The sequence below is a fragment of the Nocardioides pollutisoli genome, from assembly GCF_040045055.1.
GTDB classification, from domain to species: domain Bacteria; phylum Actinomycetota; class Actinomycetes; order Propionibacteriales; family Nocardioidaceae; genus Nocardioides; species Nocardioides tweenelious.
In genome coordinates, this window is record NZ_JBDZDU010000001.1 from 1161836 (window position 1) to 1177121 (window position 15286).

The following is a 15286-nucleotide window of genomic DNA, read 5'->3' on the forward strand; positions in this document are numbered from 1 at the left end:
CCACGGCCGCCCACGGGCGGCCGTCTCTCGTTGGTCGAGCTTGTCGAGACCGCCGACCCGTGGGCTCTCACACCAGGAGCACACGATGACCACTCTCTCCCTGCTGACCCCCTCGGGCCGACTCACCCTCGGCAACCTGCTCGGCGCGCTGCGCCCGATGAGCGAGCGCCAGGACGACGCCTACTACGGACTCTCCGACCTCCACGCGCTCACGACTCCGCACGACCCGGCGCTGCTGCGCGAGCGGGTGGCCGAGATGGCGACGCTCATGCTCGCGGTCGGGCTCGACCGGGCGACACTCTTCCGGCAGAGCCGGGTGCCGGCCCACGCCGAGCTCGCCTACCTGCTGGAGTGCACGGCCTACACCGGCGAGCTCAACCGGATGATCCAGTTCAAGGAGAAGGGCCGCGGGGTCGACTCGACCCGGGTCTCGCTCTTCACGTACCCGGTCCTGATGGCGGCCGACATCCTGCTCTACCGCCCGAGCGTCGTGCCGGTCGGCGCGGACCAGCGCCAGCACGTCGAGCTGACCCGCGACCTCGCGATCCGCTTCAACAACACCTACGGCCCGGTCTTCACCGTGCCGGAGATCGCGACTCCCCCGGCCGGCGCCCGGGTCATGGACCTCGCCTACCCGACCCGGAAGATGAGCAAGTCGGCCGACGCGGCCGGGTCGGTCTTCCTGCTGGACCCGCCGGACGTCGTACGCCGCAAGGTCGCGCGAGCCGTCACCGACTCGGACACCGGACCCGATGCGGTGCGCGCCGGCGCCGCCAAGCCCGGCGTCACCAACCTGCTCGAGATCCTGGCCGCCTGCGGCGGCTCGGCCGAGGGCATCACGACGTACGGCGCCCTCAAGAAGGCCGTCACCGAGACGGTCATCGCCGAGCTCGAGCCGATCCAGAAGAGGTACGCCGAGCTCGCCGCGGACCCGGCGTACGTCGAGTCGGTCTTCGCCGCCGGGGCAGCCCGCTGCCGCGAGGTGACCGCTCCGGTGCTCGCCGCAGCCAGCGCCGCGATCGGGCTCTGAGCAAGACTTGAACATGTTCAAAAACTGTCGTACGGTCTCCCCACCTACTGAATTGAACGTGTTCAAGAATGGAGATCCCGATGACCTGGACCGTTGGCACCTACGTCGTCTACCTGCTCGTCACCGTCCCCCTCACGATCTGGGTGGCCACCACGCTGTCGCGCAACGGCAAGGTCTTCCTGGAGGACGTCTTCGCCGGGAACGACGCGCTCGCCGGAGCCGTGAACAAGTTGCTCGTGGTCGGCTTCTACCTGCTCAACCTCGGCTTCGTCGTGCTCTTCCTGCGGATCGACGACCCGGTCTCCGACCTGGCGGGCCTCTTCGACCGGTTGAGCGTGAAGGTCGGTGTCGTGATGCTGACGCTGGGCGTCCTGCACTTCATCAACGTCTACGTCTTCAACTCGATCCGCCGCCGGAGCCGGATGGAGAACCTGCGATCTGCGCCGGTCCCGCCCCAGGGATACGTCCCGATGGCGCCCTACCCGGCCCCGTGACCGACCCTGTGACCGGCGTCCGGCTCACCGTCCTGACCGACCCCGGGTGCCCGCTCTGCTCGCGGTTCGCCGCGTGGCTCGACCGGCAGCCGCTGCTCGTGCCGCTCGACCTCGTGCCGGCGGGGTCGGCGGAGGCCCGGCGGAGGTTCCCGACGCTCGACCACGGCCGCACGCTCGAGGAGATCACCGTGGTCGGCGACGACGGGGCGGTCTGGGTCAACGAGTACGCGTGGGTGATGTGCCTGTGGGCGACCCGCTCGCACCGCGCGCTGGCGGAGCGGCTGTCGCGCAAGCACCTGCTCCCGCTGGCCAAGGGCGCGGCGTACACCGCGGCGGGCATCCGGCACCTGATGGCGCCGAACCTGGGCCCGAACCCCAGCCGAGGAGGTGACTACGCTGATGACTGTGCCGGAACCTGCCGCCCGATCCCCCAAGGCTGAGCAGACCCGGCAGTCGATCGCGGAGTCGGCGATGCGGCTGTTCCGGACCAAGGGCTACGACAAGACGACGATGCGGGCGATCGCGTCGGAGGCCGGGGTCTCGCTCGGCAACGCCTACTACTACTTCGGGTCCAAGGAACACCTGATCCAGGCGTTCTACGACCAGATGCAGGAGCAGCACGCGGCGGCCGCGGCCGCCGTGCTCGAGCGGGAGACCTCATTCGCGGCACGCCTCGAGGGCGTCCTGCTCGCCTGGCTCGACGTCGCGGAACCGAGCCACGAGTTCGCCGGCCAGTTCTTCAAGAACGCCGCCGACCCGGCCAGCCCGCTGTCGCCGTTCAGCCCCGAGTCGGCCCCCGCGCGGGACGCGAGCATCGAGCTCTTCCGCACGCTGGTCGAGGGCTCGGACGTGAAGCTGGCGACCGCTCTGCGTCGGGACCTGCCCGACCTGCTGTGGCTGCTCCAGATGGGCGTCGTGCTCTTCTGGGTCTACGACGCCAGCGACGGCCAGCAGCGGAGCCGGATGCTGGTCACGCGGGTCGTGCCGATCGTCGACCGGCTCACCCGGCTCTCCCGGCTGCCGGTCGTCCGCGGCGTCGTCGACGACGTGCTCGGCCTGATGGCTGCGCTGAGGTCATGACCGCGGATCGACCCCGAGCATGAGGCCGTACCTCTACGCCTTCGCCTCCATCTGGGGCACGTGGTTCGCCTGCCTCGTGGCCGCCTCGGTCCACGCCGACGCGTCGACGGACGCCACCGCGCTCGATGCGCCGTACCTCGTGTGGTTCCTCGGCGTCGCGGCGTCGGTGCTCCTCACGGTGGTGGCGTTCCTGGCGATCGCGGGCGCGCAGTGCCTCGAGGCCGCGGAGCGGCGACGCACCTGATCGTCAGCCGGCCTCGGCGAGCGCCTTCAACGTGCGCAGCTGCTTGCGCATCATCACCAGGTCACCCCAGGCGAGCAGCCGGGACCGGGTCCAACCGACGGGCCCGTCCTGGGCGACGGCCAACCGGCAGATGATCCGCGTGCCGGCGCCGGCGGGCTCGGCGGCGTACGTCATCGCGACCGGCCCGAACAGCTGCCGGCCGCGCTCGGTCGTCAGGGCGGTCCAGTGGTGCGGCGCGTCGTACGCGACCAGCTCGAAGACCACCGCCATCGGCTGGCCGAGCACCAGCTGGTCGGCTCCCGGGGTCAGCGAGCGGGGACTGCGACGGCCGCGGTTGTCGATCCAGTCGTAGGAGTACGGCGCGACCGCGATCTGGCAGAGCCAGCGCCAGGTCAGCTCCTGCGGGGCGGAGACGCCGATGCCGCGGGTCATCGTCAGCATGGTCCCGTCGACGAGGTGGTCGGCGGCGTACGGTCGGCGCGCCTCCGCCGGGGTCACACCCCAGGTCAGCGGCAGCACCATCGTCGTCAGCTGCCTTCGGCGAGTTCCCGGGAGCGGTCGCGCGCGGCTTCCATGGCCGCCAGGAACGCCGCCCGGACCTTGTGGATCTCGAGCTCGCGCAGAGCGGCCGCGGTGGTGCCGGCCGGCGAGGTGACCTGCTCGCGGAGCACGGTCGGGTGGGTGCCGGTCTCGCGCAGCATCTTGGCCGAGCCGACGAGGGTCTGGACGACGAGCTCGGTCGCGGTCGAGCGCGGCAGGCCGAGGTGGACGCCGGCCTCGATCATCGACTCGACGACGAAGAAGATGTAGGCCGGGCCCGAGCCGGAGATCGCCGTGACGGCGTCCTGCTGGCGCTCCGGGATGCGGAGCACCTTGCCGGTCGAGGCCATCAGCGCCTCGGCCTCGGCGAGGTGCTCGTCGCTGCAGTGGGAGCCGGGCGAGATCGCCGACATGCCCTCGTCGACGAGCGCCGGGGTGTTGGGCATGACCCGGACGACCGCGACGCCCTCGGGCACGCGCGCCTCGATGAAGGCGGTCGTGATGCCGGCGGCGAGCGAGACGACCAGCTGGCCGGGACGCAGCTCGGAGGCGATCTCGTCGAGGAGGTCGCCCATGTCCTGGGGCTTCACGACGAGGGCGAGGGTGTCGGCCTTGCGGGCGGCCTCGCGGTTGGAGACGACGGCGACGCCGTACCTGTCCTCGAGCTCCTTCGCGCGCTCGGCGCGCTTCTCGCCGACGAGGAGGTTGTCGACGCGGCGGCCCGCGCGGACCAGGCCGGAGAGCAGGGTCTCGCCCATGACTCCGGCGCCGAGGATCGCGGTCTGCGCCATGAATTGCACCTAGCTCTTCGAGATCAGGGACCGCAGGAAGAATGTCAGGTTCTGCGGGCGCTCGGCGAGCCTTCTCATCAGGTAGCCGTACCACTCGGTGCCGTAGGGGACGTAGACGCGCATCGTCTCGCCGCGCTCCGCCAGCTTGCGCTGCTCCTCGGGGCGGATGCCGTAGAGCATCTGGAACTCGTAGGTGCCGGGTGCCCGGCCGAAGCGGCTCGCGAGCGAGGTCGCGATCTCGACCATCCGCGGGTCGTGGGTGGCGATCATCGGGTAGCCCTCGCCAGCGAGCAGCACCTTGAGGCAGCGGACGTAGGACTTGTCGATGTCGATCCGGTCCTGGAACGCGACGCCCTCGGGCTCGAGGTAGGCGCCCTTGCAGAGACGGACCCGTGAGCCCTCGTGGGCGAGCGTGCGGCAGTCGGCCTCCGTGCGGTGGAGCGCGGCCTGCAGCACCGCACCCGTCTCCGGGAAGTCCTTGCGCAGCTCGCGCAGCGTCGCGAGCGTCGCGTCGGTGGTGGTGTGGTCCTCCATGTCGAGAGTGACCGTCGTCCCCGCGTTGCGCGCCGCCCGGCAGATGGTGCGGGCGTTCTCGAGGGCGATCTTGTGACCGCTCTCGGGGAGGTACTGGCCGATGGCGCTCAGCTTGACCGACACCTCGGCGTGGCGGGTCAGGCCGCGGGCGCTGAGCTGCTGGAGGAGGTCGAGGTACGCCGTGACCGTGGCGTCGGCCTGCTCGACGTCCAGGGTGTCCTCACCGAGGAAGTCGAGGGTGATCCGCAGACCGTCGTCGACCAGGCCGGCGGTGGCCTCGACGGCGGCCTCGGTGGTCTCACCGGGGACGTAGCTGCGGACGATCCCGGCGGACACCGGCATGGTGCTGACGAGCTTCTTGACCTGCGCGCTGCGGGCAAGCAGCAGGAGCGGCTGACGGAGGAGCGACATGCCGTTCAGGCTACGTCGTCCTCCTGCGAAGAGTCACAGCGCCGAGGGCCAACCCGGCGGCCGCGAAGCCCGCGACGACCGCGAGATCGGCCCACACGTCGGCGGTGGCGGTCGTGGTGGTGAGGGTCTGCATCGCGTCGACCGCGTAGCTCAGCGGGAGCAGGTCGCTGACGGTGCTGAGCACGTCGGGGAGCTGGTCGCGGGGGACGAACAAGCCGCACAGCAGGATCTGCGGGATGACCACCGCCGGCATGAACTGCACGGCCTGGAACTCGGTCCGGGCGAAGGCGCTGACGAAGAGGCCGAGCGCCGTCCCGAGGACCGCGTCGACGATCGCGACCACGAGCAGCAGCCACACCGGTCCTTGGACGTCGAGGCCGAGCAGCCCGACGCTGAGCGCCACCGCGAGGGCCGACTGCACCGCTGCGACGATCCCGAACGCGATGCCGTAGCCGAGCAGGAAGTCGAGCTTGCCCATCGGCATCGCGAGCAGGCGCTCGAGCGTGCCGCTGGAGCGCTCACGCAGCGTCGTCACGCTGGTCACCAGGAACATCACGATGAACGGGAACATCGCGAGCAGCGCCGGTCCGACCTGGTCGAAGACCGGGGTGTCCTTGAACATCCACCAGAGCAGGGTGATCAGCGCGCAGGGCAGGACCAGGAGGAGCGCGAGGGTACGACGGTCGCGGCGGAGCTGGATCAGGACGCGGGAGGCGACGGCCCCGGTGATCCGGGGAGTCATGCGGAGTCCTGGCGGACGATCGCGAGGAACGCGTCCTCGATGTTGTCGGCAAAGGCCTCCTGCTTGATCTCGGCCGGGCGGCCGTCGGCGATGATCCGGCCCTCCCGCACCAGCAGGAGCCGGTCGCAGCGCTCGGCCTCGTCCATGACGTGACTGGAGACGAACACCGCGGTCCCCGCGTCGGCGAGCTCGTGGAAGAGCGCCCAGAGGTCCTGACGCAGCACCGGGTCGAGGCCGACCGTGGGCTCGTCGAGCACGAGCAGGTCGGGGCTGCCGAGCAGCGCGACGGCCAGGCTGGCGCGGCTCCGCTGACCGCCGCTGAGCCGTCCGACCACCTGGTCGCGGTGGGCGGTCAGGTCGACGGCCGTCACGACCCGGTCGACCTCGTCGCGACCGACGCCGAGCACCTGCGCGAAGAACCGGAGGTTCTCGGCGATCGTCAGGTCGTCGTACACGCTGGCGGCCTGGGTGACGTAGCCGACCCGGTCACGCAAGGGCTTGCTGCCGGCCGCGTGGTCGAAGACCGTGACCGTGCCGCTCTCGACCAGCTGTACGCCGACCAGGCAGCGCATCAGCGTGGACTTGCCGCAGCCCGAGGGGCCGAGCAGTCCGGTCACGCCGCCGCCGATCGTGATGTCCAGGTGCTCGAGAACCGTCCGGCCACCCCGCACGACGTGGAGGTCCCGGATCCGGATCGGGTCGTTCACGGCGTGGGCACTGCCAGGTGCTCGCGGGCGAACTCCAGCGACTCGCGCAGGTCGGCCTCGCGCTCGTCGCGGTCGGCGCACTTGCGGGTGTTGATCTCGAGCACGATCTCGCCGTCGAAGCCGGTGCTGGCCAGGTGCTGCAGGAACCGGTCGGCGCCCATCACGCCGCGGCCCGGCACCAGGTGCTCGTCCTTGGGCGACCCGGTGCCGTCGGTCAGGTGGATGTGGCGCAGCCGGCTCCCGAGCCGCTCGGCCATCTCGACCACGTCGGACTTCGCGATGGCCGCGTGGGAGAGGTCGATGGTCGTGTTGGCGTAGGGCTCCTCCGACGGGTCCCACCCGGGGAGGTACATCTCCATGCCGCGGCTGGAGGCGCGCCACGGGTACATGTTCTCGACGGCGTACGCGAGACCGGTCGAGGCCTCCAGGGCAGCGATGCCGTCGACGAACTCGCGGGCATAGCTCTTCTGCCAGCGGAAGGGCGGGTGCACGACGACCACCTCGGCGCCCACCGCGTGGGCCATCTCGGCCGACCGCTCGAGCTTGCCCCACGGCTCGGTCCCCCAGACCCGCTGGGTGAAGAGGAGGCACGGCGCGTGCACCGCGCACACCGGCATCTCGTGGTGGTCGGACAGCTGCTTGATCGCGGAGGTCTGCTGGCTGAGCGCGTCGATGCCGACCATCACCTCGACCGCGTCGTAGCCGACCGACGAGGCGTAGGCGAAGGCATGGGCCGTCGACTCGGGATAGACCGAGACGGTGGAGAGGCCGATCCGGGGCATCCGACTCACCCGAGCTCGCTGATCTGGTCGAGGCGCTCGAGGATCACGCCCTCGCGCAGGGCCCAGGGGCAGATCTCGAGCTCGGTGATCTCGAAGATGTCCATCACGGCCTCGGCGACCAGCGCGCCCGGCACGATCTGGTGGCTGCGGCTCGGCGACACCCCGGGCAGCCGCGCCAGCTCGTCGCCGGTCATCGTGACCAGCTTGGGGATCCACTCGAGCAGGGAGTCCTGGGGCAACGTCCGCGGGACGAGCGGCCCCTCACCGGACGGCGCGGCACCACAGATCCGGGCCAGCGACCGGAAGGTCTTCGAGGTCGCGGCCGCGAGGTCCGGGGTGCCGGCGCGCAGCAGCCGCCCCGCGTCGCGGGCGACCTCGGCGCGGATCTGCTTGCGGAGCAGGCGGACGGCCTCGTCGTCGGGGACCGTGCCGCCGAAGTGCAGCCGCGCCAGGCGGGCGGCTCCGAGGGGCAGCGACCAGGCGACGTCGGGGGTCTCGTCGTCGCCGCCGGCGATCTCGAGCGAGCCACCGCCGATGTCGAAGACGGACAGGCGGCCGGCGGACCAGCCGAACCACCGGCGTACGGCGAGGAAGGTCAGCCGTGCCTCGTCCTCACCGGAGAGGACCGCGATCTCCTGGCCGGTGCGCTCGCGCACCTCGCCGAGGACCGCGTCGCAGTTGACGGCGTCGCGGACCGCCGAGGTGGCGAACGCCAGGATGCCCTCGCTGCCCTTGTCCTCCGCCACCCGGAGGGCGGAGGCGGTGAAGTCGGCGAGGGCGTCGATCCCCTGCTGGGACACGGCTCCTGCCTCGTCGAGGTGCTCGGCGAGACGCAGCGGCTCCTTGTGGGAGAAGGCCGGGAGCGGCGCAGCGCCACGGTGCGCGTCCACCACGAGCAGGTGCCCGGTGTTGGAGCCGATGTCGAGGACGCCCAAGCGCATGGGTCAAACGTACTAGGCCCGATTCTGGGGGCACGTAGGGTTGAGCCCGTGCCCGAAGTCGATCTGGTGTTTCCCCGCGCGTTCGTCGAGTTCGTCAATCCCGCGGACGAGACCGAGGTGATGCGCTGCGACCTCACCTGGCTGACGTCGAGCTACACCTGCATCTTCGGCCAGGGCTGCCAGGGCATCTACGCCGATGCGCCGGACGTCGGCTGCTGCACGCTGGGCGCGCACTTCGCCGACAAGGACGACGAGAAGCGGGTGGCGGCGTACGTCGACATGCTCGACGACACGCTGTGGCAGCAGAAGCCGCAGGGTCGCGCGGTCAGGAAGAAGGACTGGATCGAGCTCGACGAGGACGGCGAGCGCAAGACCCGCACCAGCGTGGTCGACGGCCAGCAGGCATGCGTCTTCCAGAACCGTCCCGGCTTCGAGGCCGGCGCGGGCTGCGCCCTGCACGCACTGGCGTTCGTGCTCGAGAAGAACCCGCTCGAGACCAAGCCGGACGTGTGCTGGCAGCTGCCGATCCGACGTACGTTCCGCAACGTCGAGCGGCAGGACGGCTCGACGTACACCGAGGTCTCGATCGGTGAGTACGACCGCCGCGGCTGGGGCCCGGGCGGCCACGACCTCGACTGGTACTGCTCCGGCAACACCGAGGCGCACGTCGGCGTCGAGCCCGTCTACGTCTCCAACGAGGCCGAGCTGACCGAGCTGATGGGCAAGGCGGCGTACGACGAGCTGGTCCGTCACTGCGAGGCGCACGTGCGTTCCCGGTCGGCCCTCGCGCTGCACCCTGCTGACACGTTCTAGCCACTCCCGGGGAACGTCTCGACGTCAAGAGACCCCGACCCCGGTGTCAGGTGTTCCTGAGAGAACGCACAGAATCACTGCATGCGCCTGGACCATCTTTCTTTCGCAGCAGGACCGGATGGCCTCGCCAGCACCGCCCAGCGCATCGGGGGACTGCTCGGCAAGGACTTCGTGGACGGTGGCGTCCACCCACGGTTCGGCACCCGCAACATGATCATGCCGCTCGCCGGCCACACCTACCTCGAGGTCGTCGAGGTGCTCGACCACCCGGCGTCCGACAAGGCCCCGTTCGGGCAGGCAGTGCGTGCGCGCTCCCTCCTCGGAGGCGGCTGGCTCGGCTGGGTCGTCGCCGTGCAGGACATCAAGGTCGTCGAGACCCGTCTCGGCCGTGAGGCCGCCAACGGCAACCGGCACCGTCCCGACGGCACCGAGCTGCGGTGGAAGCAGATCGGCATCAACGGCCTGATCGCCGACCCGCAGCTGCCGTTCTTCATCGAGTGGGACAGCACCTCGCACCTGCACCCGAGCGATGGCGCCGACGAGGCGTTCTCCCTTGCCTGCTTGGAGATCGCGGGCGACCCGCAGCGCGTGAGCGAGTGGCTCGGCGAGAGCGTCGAAGCTCCTCTCGAGGACGTGAAGGTCGAGTGGGTCGCGCCGAACGGCACGCCCGGCATCCTCGCCGCGCAGTTCCTCACGCCCAACGGGCTCGTCCGCATCTGACGGCCTGACCGAGCAGCAGACCGCGAGGCACGAGCGGACTGCGTCGTGAGGCAGATTGAGCAAGCCCCGCGACCGAGGAACGAGGTCGCGATGGGCGGGTCGAAATCGAACGTCTCGCCCGGGGCGCGACCGAGCCCCAACATCTGGAACGACCCGGCGACGTACGAGACCGAGAACCGCGCCGTCGACCCCGACGGTGCCATCGAGGCCGCGATGCGGTCCGTGGCGTCCTGGGACGGCCGGGCCGTGCTCGACGTCGGGTGCGGCACGGGGTTCCACCTGCCGTGGTTCGCGTCGACCGCGTCGTCGGTGGTCGGCGTCGAGCCGCACGCCGACCTGGTCGCGCTGGCCCGGCGGCGTACGCGGCGGCTCGCCAACGTCACGGTGCACCAGGGCGCGGCCCAGTCACTGCCGCTGCCCGATGCGTCCGTCGACGTCGTGCACGCACGCTGGGCCTACTTCTTCGGGCCGGGCTGCGAGCCCGGGCTGGCCGAGCTGGACCGCGTCGTACGTCGCGGCGGCACGGCGTACGTCATCGACAACGACCCGACCCGCTCGACCTTCGGGTCGTGGTTCCGCCGGGGCTACCCCGACGTCGATCCCCGGGTGGTCGAGCGGTTCTGGTCGACGCGGGGGTGGACCCGGATCCCGGTCGACATGCGCTGGTCCTTCACGTCGCGGGCCGACCTGGAGAGCGTCGTCCGCATCGAGTTCACCCGCGCAGTGGCCGACAGCGTCCTGGCGGAGCACGAGGGCACGGAGGTCGACTACGCGGTCAACGTGTGGTGGAAGGGCTTCTAGCTCGAGCCGCGCATCGCCAGGGTCGGGGGCAGCAGGACACCGGGACCGACAGCCGGCGGATGACCGAGGAGACCCTCGAGCGCCTTGACGACCTCGACGGCGACGTCCTCGAGCGGCTGGCGCACCGAGGTCAGGCCGGGCGGCACGACCTGGGCGACCTGGGAGTCGTCGAAGCCCACGACGGCGATGTTCTCGCCCGCACGCAGGCCCCGGTCGCGCAGCGTGTGGAGCACGCCCATCGCGAGGGTGTCGGACGCGCAGACGAAGGCCGAGGGGTGCGCCTGGTCGAGCAGGACGGCGCTCGCCTCGCGGCCGCTGGCGACGGTGTCCTCGACCCGGCAGGCCATGCCGGTGGTCGACAGGTCCCGGGCGTGCATCGCCCGGCTCCAGCCGGAGCGGCGGTCCTCGCCGATGAAGGAGTCCTTGCGCCAGCCGATCCAGGCGATCCGCTGGTGGCCGCGGTCGAGCAGGTGGTTGGTCGCGAGCTCCGTGCCGGCCGCCCCGTCGACGTCGACCCAGGGGTGCCGGGCCTCGGGGTGGTTCCACGGCCGGCCGAAGGCGACGAACGGCGCACGCCGGGCCTCGAGCCACGACGACTGCGGGTTGCCGAGGTAGGTGTCGGTGACCACGAACGCGTCGACGGCGGTCGAGCGGAGGAGGTCGTCGTACCCCACGATCGGGTCGACGGCGTCGCCCGCGAAGAGCAGGACGTGGTAGCCCGCCTCGCGCGAGGTCTCGACGAGCGAGTGGACGAACCGGTCCATCGTCGCGTTGGCGGTGCCCTCCTGCGCCGGGCCGATCCGCATGCCGATCAGGTGCGAGGCGCGGGTGCGGAGGTTGCGCGCGGCCCGGTTGGGCGAGTAGCCGAGGGCGTCGATCGCCTCCTGCACCCGGGCCAACGTGTCGGGGCGCAGCAGGTCGGGGTTGTTGATCGCGTTGGACACGGTCTGGCGCGAGACGCCAGCGCGCTCGGCGACGTCGGCCAGCGTCGGCGGAGTCGCCGGAAGCTTCGGCGAGAACCGGGCCGAGGCTCGGCCCAGCGCATCGTCAGTACGACGGGACACCCCCACCTCCTCGACAACGCGGGGTCGCCTTGATCGTTCCAATGACACCACATGGCGGGCCGATCCAGAAGGTCCGGTGCGCCAGTGGGACGAGTGTCGGCGCCGACGCCTAGCGTTCGGGCATGCCCAAGACGACGCGCCCCGCCTTCCGCTGCTCCGAGTGCGGGTGGGAGACCGCGAAGTGGGTCGGTCGCTGCGGCGAGTGCCAGGCGTGGGGGTCGGTCGCCGAGGCGGCCGTGGTGCCGGCCGGACGGACGGTGGCCAGCGCGGTCACGACCCCGGCGGTGCCGATCGGTCAGGTGTCGGTGGAGGAGTCGGCCTTCCGCACCAGCGGGGTGCCCGAGCTCGACCGGGTCCTCGGGGGCGGGCTGGTGCCGGGTGCCGCGATCCTGCTGGCCGGCGAGCCGGGCGTCGGCAAGAGCACCCTCCTGCTCGAGGTCGCGGCCCAGACCGCGCGCTACCAGCGCCGCACCCTCTACGTCACCGGCGAGGAGTCCGCCTCCCAGGTGCGGCTGCGTGCCGACCGCACCGGCGGCGTGCACGACGAGCTCTACCTCGCCGCCGAGACCGACCTCGGCGCGGTGCTCACCCACATCGAGCAGGTCCGCCCCGAGCTGATCGTCGTCGACTCCGTCCAGACCATCGGCGCCGCCGGCATCGAGGGCACGCCCGGCGGGGTCACCCAGGTGCGCGAGGTCGCGGCCGCGCTGATCCGGGTCGCGAAGACGCGCAACATCACCACCGTCCTCGTCGGCCACGTCACCAAGGACGGCGCGATCGCCGGCCCGCGGGTGCTCGAGCACCTCGTCGACGTGGTGCTCCACTTCGAGGGCGACCGCAACTCCCGCTTCCGGATGGTCCGCGCGATGAAGAACCGCTTCGGGCCGGTCGACGAGGTCGGCTGCTTCGACCTCTCCGCCGAGGGCATCACGGCGGTGACCGACCCGACCGGGCTCTTCGTCGAGAACCACCACGCGATGGTGCCCGGCACCTGCGTCGCGGTGACCATGGAGGGCCGACGTCCGATGCTCGCCGAGGTCCAGGCGCTGGTCACCCACAGCGCCGCCGAGCGCCCGCGCCGCACGACCTCGGGGCTCGACTCCTCCCGGATCGCCATGGTGATGGCGGTGCTCCAGCAGCACTGCCGGATCAGGCTGCAGAGCTTCGACGTGTTCGCGTCGACCGTCGGCGGGGCCAGGGTCGTCGAGCCGGCCAGCGACCTCGCGGTCGCCGTCGCGCTGGCGTCCGCCACCCGCGGGGTGGCAGCACCGCGAGGCGTGGTGGCGATGGGCGAGATCGGCCTGGCCGGCGAGCTGCGCCGGGTGCGCGACCTGCCCCAGCGGCTGTCCGAGGCGGCGCGACTCGGGTTCCAGCTCGCGGTGGTGCCGAGCGAGCCGGGCCGAGCGCCGGCCCGCTCCCCCGAGTCCTGGACGGTCGACGGGATGAAGGTGCTCGACGTCGCCGACGTCCACTCCGCGCTCCGGCTGCTCAACGTCGTCGAGGCCGAGCGCCAGAAGCCGCGCGCCGTCGACGGGATCTAGCGCGCGTCCCCGACGTGCACGCCCTAGACTGACCGCGCGCGGCCGTCGTACGCCGCCACGTTGTCCCAGGGAGGGATCGTCGAGGTGCCCACCGACCGCTCGGACGAGCAGCTGCGCCTGCGCGCCACCCTCGCCTCGATCGCGCCCGGCACGCCGCTGCGCGACGGGCTCGAGCGGATCCTGCGCGGCCGTACCGGCGCCCTGATCGTGATGGGCTCCGACAAGGTCGTCGACTCGATCGCGACCGGTGGCTTCACCCTCGACGTGCCGTTCACCGCGACCGGCCTGCGCGAGCTGGCCAAGATGGACGGCGCGATCATCGTCGACAAGGACGTCACGCGGATCCTGCGCGCGGCCGTCCACCTGATGCCCGACCACACCATCCCGTCCGAGGAGACCGGCACCCGGCACCGCACCGCCGACCGCGTCGCCCGGCAGACCGGCTTCCCGGTCATCTCGGTGTCGCAGTCGATGCAGATCATCGCGGCGTACGTCGGGGAGACCCGCCACGTCCTCGAGGACTCCGGCCAGATCCTGTCTCGCGCCAACCAGGCGCTGGCGACCCTGGAGCGCTACAAGCTGCGCCTCGACGAGGTGTCCAGCACCCTGTCCGCGCTGGAGATCGAGGACCTGGTCACCGTGCGCGACGTCGCCGTCGTCGCCCAGCGCCTGGAGATGGTCACCCGGATCGCCAGCGAGATCGAGGACTACGTGCTCGAGCTCGGCACCGACGGCCGCCTGCTCTCCCTGCAGCTCGAGGAGCTGATCACCGGCGTCGACACCGAGCGCGAGCTGGTGATCCGCGACTACCTCCCGGTCGGTCGCCGGTCCAAGACCCCCGAGTCGGTGCTCAACCGGCTCGAGTCGCTCTCCTCGACCGAGCTGGTCGACCCGGCGGCCGCCGCTCGCGCCCTCGGTCTCGGCACCGGCGAGCACCTCGACGGCGCGGTCGCCCCGCGCGGCTACCGGCTCCTGGCCAAGGTCCCGCGGCTGCCCAGCGCCGTCGTCGACCGGCTGGTCGAGCACTTCGGCACGCTGCAGAAGCTGCTCTCCGCCGGCGTCGACGACCTCCAGGCCGTCGAGGGCGTCGGCGAGCTGCGCGCCCGCAGCGTCCGCGAGGGCCTGTCCCGCCTCGCCGAGTCGACGATCCTCGAGCGCTACGTCTAGGTCGAATCGAGACTTCCGTCAGTCGAGTCGAGAGTTCCGTCCGTCAGAAGTCTCGATTGGACGAACGGAAGTCTCGACTCAACCTTGGGGCGACTGGGTCGGGTCGGCGGTCCTGGTGACCGTCCCGGCGACCGGGGTCGTCAGCTCGAACTGCAGGTCCGACGGCTCACCGCCGAGCGACGAGGCGGCGACGTGGTACCAGCCCGGCATCGGCCAGCCAGCGAGCGGCGTGCACTGGGCGTCGGACCGCATCGCCTGCTTCCACACGATGCCGACGTTGGTCGTGACCGCCTGACGGACCACGACGTCGCGCACCGGGATCGCCTTCGGGCAGTCGTTGCTCGACCAGATGTCGTCGGCGCCGGACGTGATCTTCACCGTCAGGGCGTCGTTCGAGACGCGCCACGTGCACGCGGGCGACTGGAGGGTGCGCAGCTGGAGGACGATCAGGACGTCGCGGCCGGCGACCGCGTTGGTCACCTTCGGCGTGACCGCGATGTCCGATCCCCTGCACTGTCCGACGGGATCGGCGAGGACCGGCGCCTCGCTGGTCTGCTGCGTGCCGGGCTGCTTGGTCGTGTGGTGCTTCTTGGGACCCTTGGAGGTGTCCGTGGTCGTCGGCTCCACCGGCAGGCTCGACGACTCGGCGGTGGTGCTGGGGGTGGTGCCGGCGGCGACCTGGGCCGCCTTGTCCTCACCCGACGACGCGTCGCTGCCGCCACCGAGCAGGCGGGCGATGCCGACGACGAGCAGCAGCGCCACACTGAGCACCGCGAGTCGGCGCACCCAGTAGACGCGCGCCGGAAGCGGGCCTCGGGTCATGGCGGGCATGCCGCAACGCTAGTCAGTACCGCCGTCGGGATCGTGCTGCCACACCGGCGAGA

The 15286-nt window shown here is 71.4% G+C and carries 19 protein-coding genes; 10 read left to right on the top strand and 9 right to left on the bottom strand.

Annotated features, from left to right (window positions below; genetic code table 11):
- The first annotated feature begins 85 nt into the window (after positions 1-85).
- From trpS to ABLE68_RS05670, 5 genes are all read left to right on the top strand, one after another.
- The gene (trpS, locus tag ABLE68_RS05650) at positions 86-1030 is read left to right on the top strand and encodes a tryptophan--tRNA ligase (RefSeq protein ID WP_348870315.1); all 945 of its coding nucleotides are present in this window, start codon (positions 86-88) and stop codon (positions 1028-1030) included.
- 80 nt (positions 1031-1110) lie between these two features.
- Positions 1111-1524 carry a hypothetical protein gene (locus ABLE68_RS05655; RefSeq protein ID WP_348870316.1) on the top strand — a complete coding sequence of 138 codons (414 nt, stop codon included), beginning with the start codon at positions 1111-1113 and terminating at the stop codon, positions 1522-1524.
- Positions 1521-1964 (top strand): thiol-disulfide oxidoreductase DCC family protein, encoded by a 444-nt coding sequence (locus ABLE68_RS05660; RefSeq protein ID WP_348870317.1) that lies wholly within the window; start codon positions 1521-1523, stop codon positions 1962-1964. Before ABLE68_RS05655 ends, ABLE68_RS05660 begins: the two co-directional genes overlap by 4 nt.
- The gene (locus tag ABLE68_RS05665; protein WP_348870318.1) at positions 1930-2604 is read left to right on the top strand and encodes a TetR/AcrR family transcriptional regulator; all 675 of its coding nucleotides are present in this window, start codon (positions 1930-1932) and stop codon (positions 2602-2604) included. The genes ABLE68_RS05660 and ABLE68_RS05665 overlap by 35 nt, the downstream gene beginning before the upstream one ends.
- Positions 2605-2623: 19 nt before the next feature.
- Positions 2624-2848 (top strand): hypothetical protein, encoded by a 225-nt coding sequence (locus ABLE68_RS05670; protein WP_348870319.1) that lies wholly within the window; start codon positions 2624-2626, stop codon positions 2846-2848.
- Between the two features lie 3 nt (positions 2849-2851).
- On the opposite strand, the gene ABLE68_RS05675 is transcribed toward ABLE68_RS05670, so the two are convergent.
- From ABLE68_RS05675 to ABLE68_RS05705, 7 genes are read right to left on the bottom strand one after another with little or no spacing between them, the layout of a single operon-like run.
- Entirely contained in the window at positions 2852-3370 is a 519-nt protein-coding gene (locus tag ABLE68_RS05675; RefSeq protein ID WP_348870321.1) for an SRPBCC family protein, read from the bottom strand.
- A gap of 5 nt (positions 3371-3375) precedes the next feature.
- Positions 3376-4179, bottom strand: a complete 804-nt coding sequence (gene proC / locus ABLE68_RS05680) for a pyrroline-5-carboxylate reductase (RefSeq protein ID WP_348870322.1) — start codon at positions 4177-4179, stop codon at positions 3376-3378.
- 9 nt (positions 4180-4188) lie between these two features.
- Complete coding sequence (locus ABLE68_RS05685; RefSeq protein ID WP_348870323.1) at positions 4189-5124, bottom strand: proline dehydrogenase family protein; 936 nt, start codon at positions 5122-5124, stop codon at positions 4189-4191.
- Positions 5125-5134: 10 nt separating this feature from the next.
- Positions 5135-5866, bottom strand: coding sequence for an ABC transporter permease (locus ABLE68_RS05690; protein ID WP_348870324.1), 732 nt, complete (start codon positions 5864-5866; stop codon positions 5135-5137).
- Entirely contained in the window at positions 5863-6573 is a 711-nt protein-coding gene (locus tag ABLE68_RS05695) for an ABC transporter ATP-binding protein (protein WP_348870326.1), read from the bottom strand. Before ABLE68_RS05695 ends, ABLE68_RS05690 begins: the two co-directional genes overlap by 4 nt.
- Positions 6570-7355, bottom strand: coding sequence for a sugar phosphate isomerase/epimerase family protein (locus tag ABLE68_RS05700; protein WP_348873234.1), 786 nt, complete (start codon positions 7353-7355; stop codon positions 6570-6572). The genes ABLE68_RS05695 and ABLE68_RS05700 overlap by 4 nt, the downstream gene beginning before the upstream one ends.
- 5 nt (positions 7356-7360) lie before the next feature.
- A complete protein-coding gene (locus ABLE68_RS05705) occupies positions 7361-8296 on the bottom strand; it encodes a Ppx/GppA family phosphatase (protein WP_348870327.1) in 936 nt (311 codons plus the stop codon).
- A gap of 48 nt (positions 8297-8344) precedes the next feature.
- Here ABLE68_RS05705 and ABLE68_RS05710 point away from each other — a divergent pair, with 48 nt between their 5' ends.
- The 3 genes from ABLE68_RS05710 (at position 8345) to ABLE68_RS05720 (ending at position 10630) form a co-directional block, all read left to right on the top strand.
- Positions 8345-9109: a DUF3109 family protein gene (locus tag ABLE68_RS05710; RefSeq protein WP_348870328.1), complete on the top strand. Its 765-nt coding sequence runs from the start codon at positions 8345-8347 to the stop codon at positions 9107-9109.
- An 81-nt stretch (positions 9110-9190) separates the two neighbouring features.
- Positions 9191-9829: a VOC family protein gene (locus tag ABLE68_RS05715; protein WP_348870329.1), complete on the top strand. Its 639-nt coding sequence runs from the start codon at positions 9191-9193 to the stop codon at positions 9827-9829.
- 90 nt (positions 9830-9919) lie between these two features.
- Positions 9920-10630 (top strand): class I SAM-dependent methyltransferase, encoded by a 711-nt coding sequence (locus tag ABLE68_RS05720; RefSeq protein WP_348870330.1) that lies wholly within the window; start codon positions 9920-9922, stop codon positions 10628-10630.
- Here the strand turns inward: ABLE68_RS05720 and ABLE68_RS05725 are convergent.
- Positions 10627-11694: a LacI family DNA-binding transcriptional regulator gene (locus ABLE68_RS05725; RefSeq protein ID WP_348870331.1), complete on the bottom strand. Its 1068-nt coding sequence runs from the start codon at positions 11692-11694 to the stop codon at positions 10627-10629. The genes ABLE68_RS05720 and ABLE68_RS05725 overlap by 4 nt on opposite strands.
- Before the next feature lie 122 nt (positions 11695-11816).
- On the opposite strand from ABLE68_RS05725, the gene radA reads away from it, so the two are divergent.
- Both radA and disA read left to right on the top strand, forming a co-directional pair.
- Positions 11817-13235 (top strand): DNA repair protein RadA, encoded by a 1419-nt coding sequence (radA, locus tag ABLE68_RS05730; RefSeq protein ID WP_348870333.1) that lies wholly within the window; start codon positions 11817-11819, stop codon positions 13233-13235.
- An 84-nt stretch (positions 13236-13319) separates the two neighbouring features.
- Positions 13320-14402 (top strand): DNA integrity scanning diadenylate cyclase DisA, encoded by a 1083-nt coding sequence (gene disA / locus ABLE68_RS05735; protein ID WP_348870334.1) that lies wholly within the window; start codon positions 13320-13322, stop codon positions 14400-14402.
- A gap of 78 nt (positions 14403-14480) precedes the next feature.
- On the opposite strand, the gene ABLE68_RS05740 is transcribed toward disA, so the two are convergent.
- The gene (locus ABLE68_RS05740; protein WP_348870335.1) at positions 14481-15233 is read right to left on the bottom strand and encodes a hypothetical protein; all 753 of its coding nucleotides are present in this window, start codon (positions 15231-15233) and stop codon (positions 14481-14483) included.
- Positions 15234-15286 lie beyond the last annotated feature (53 nt).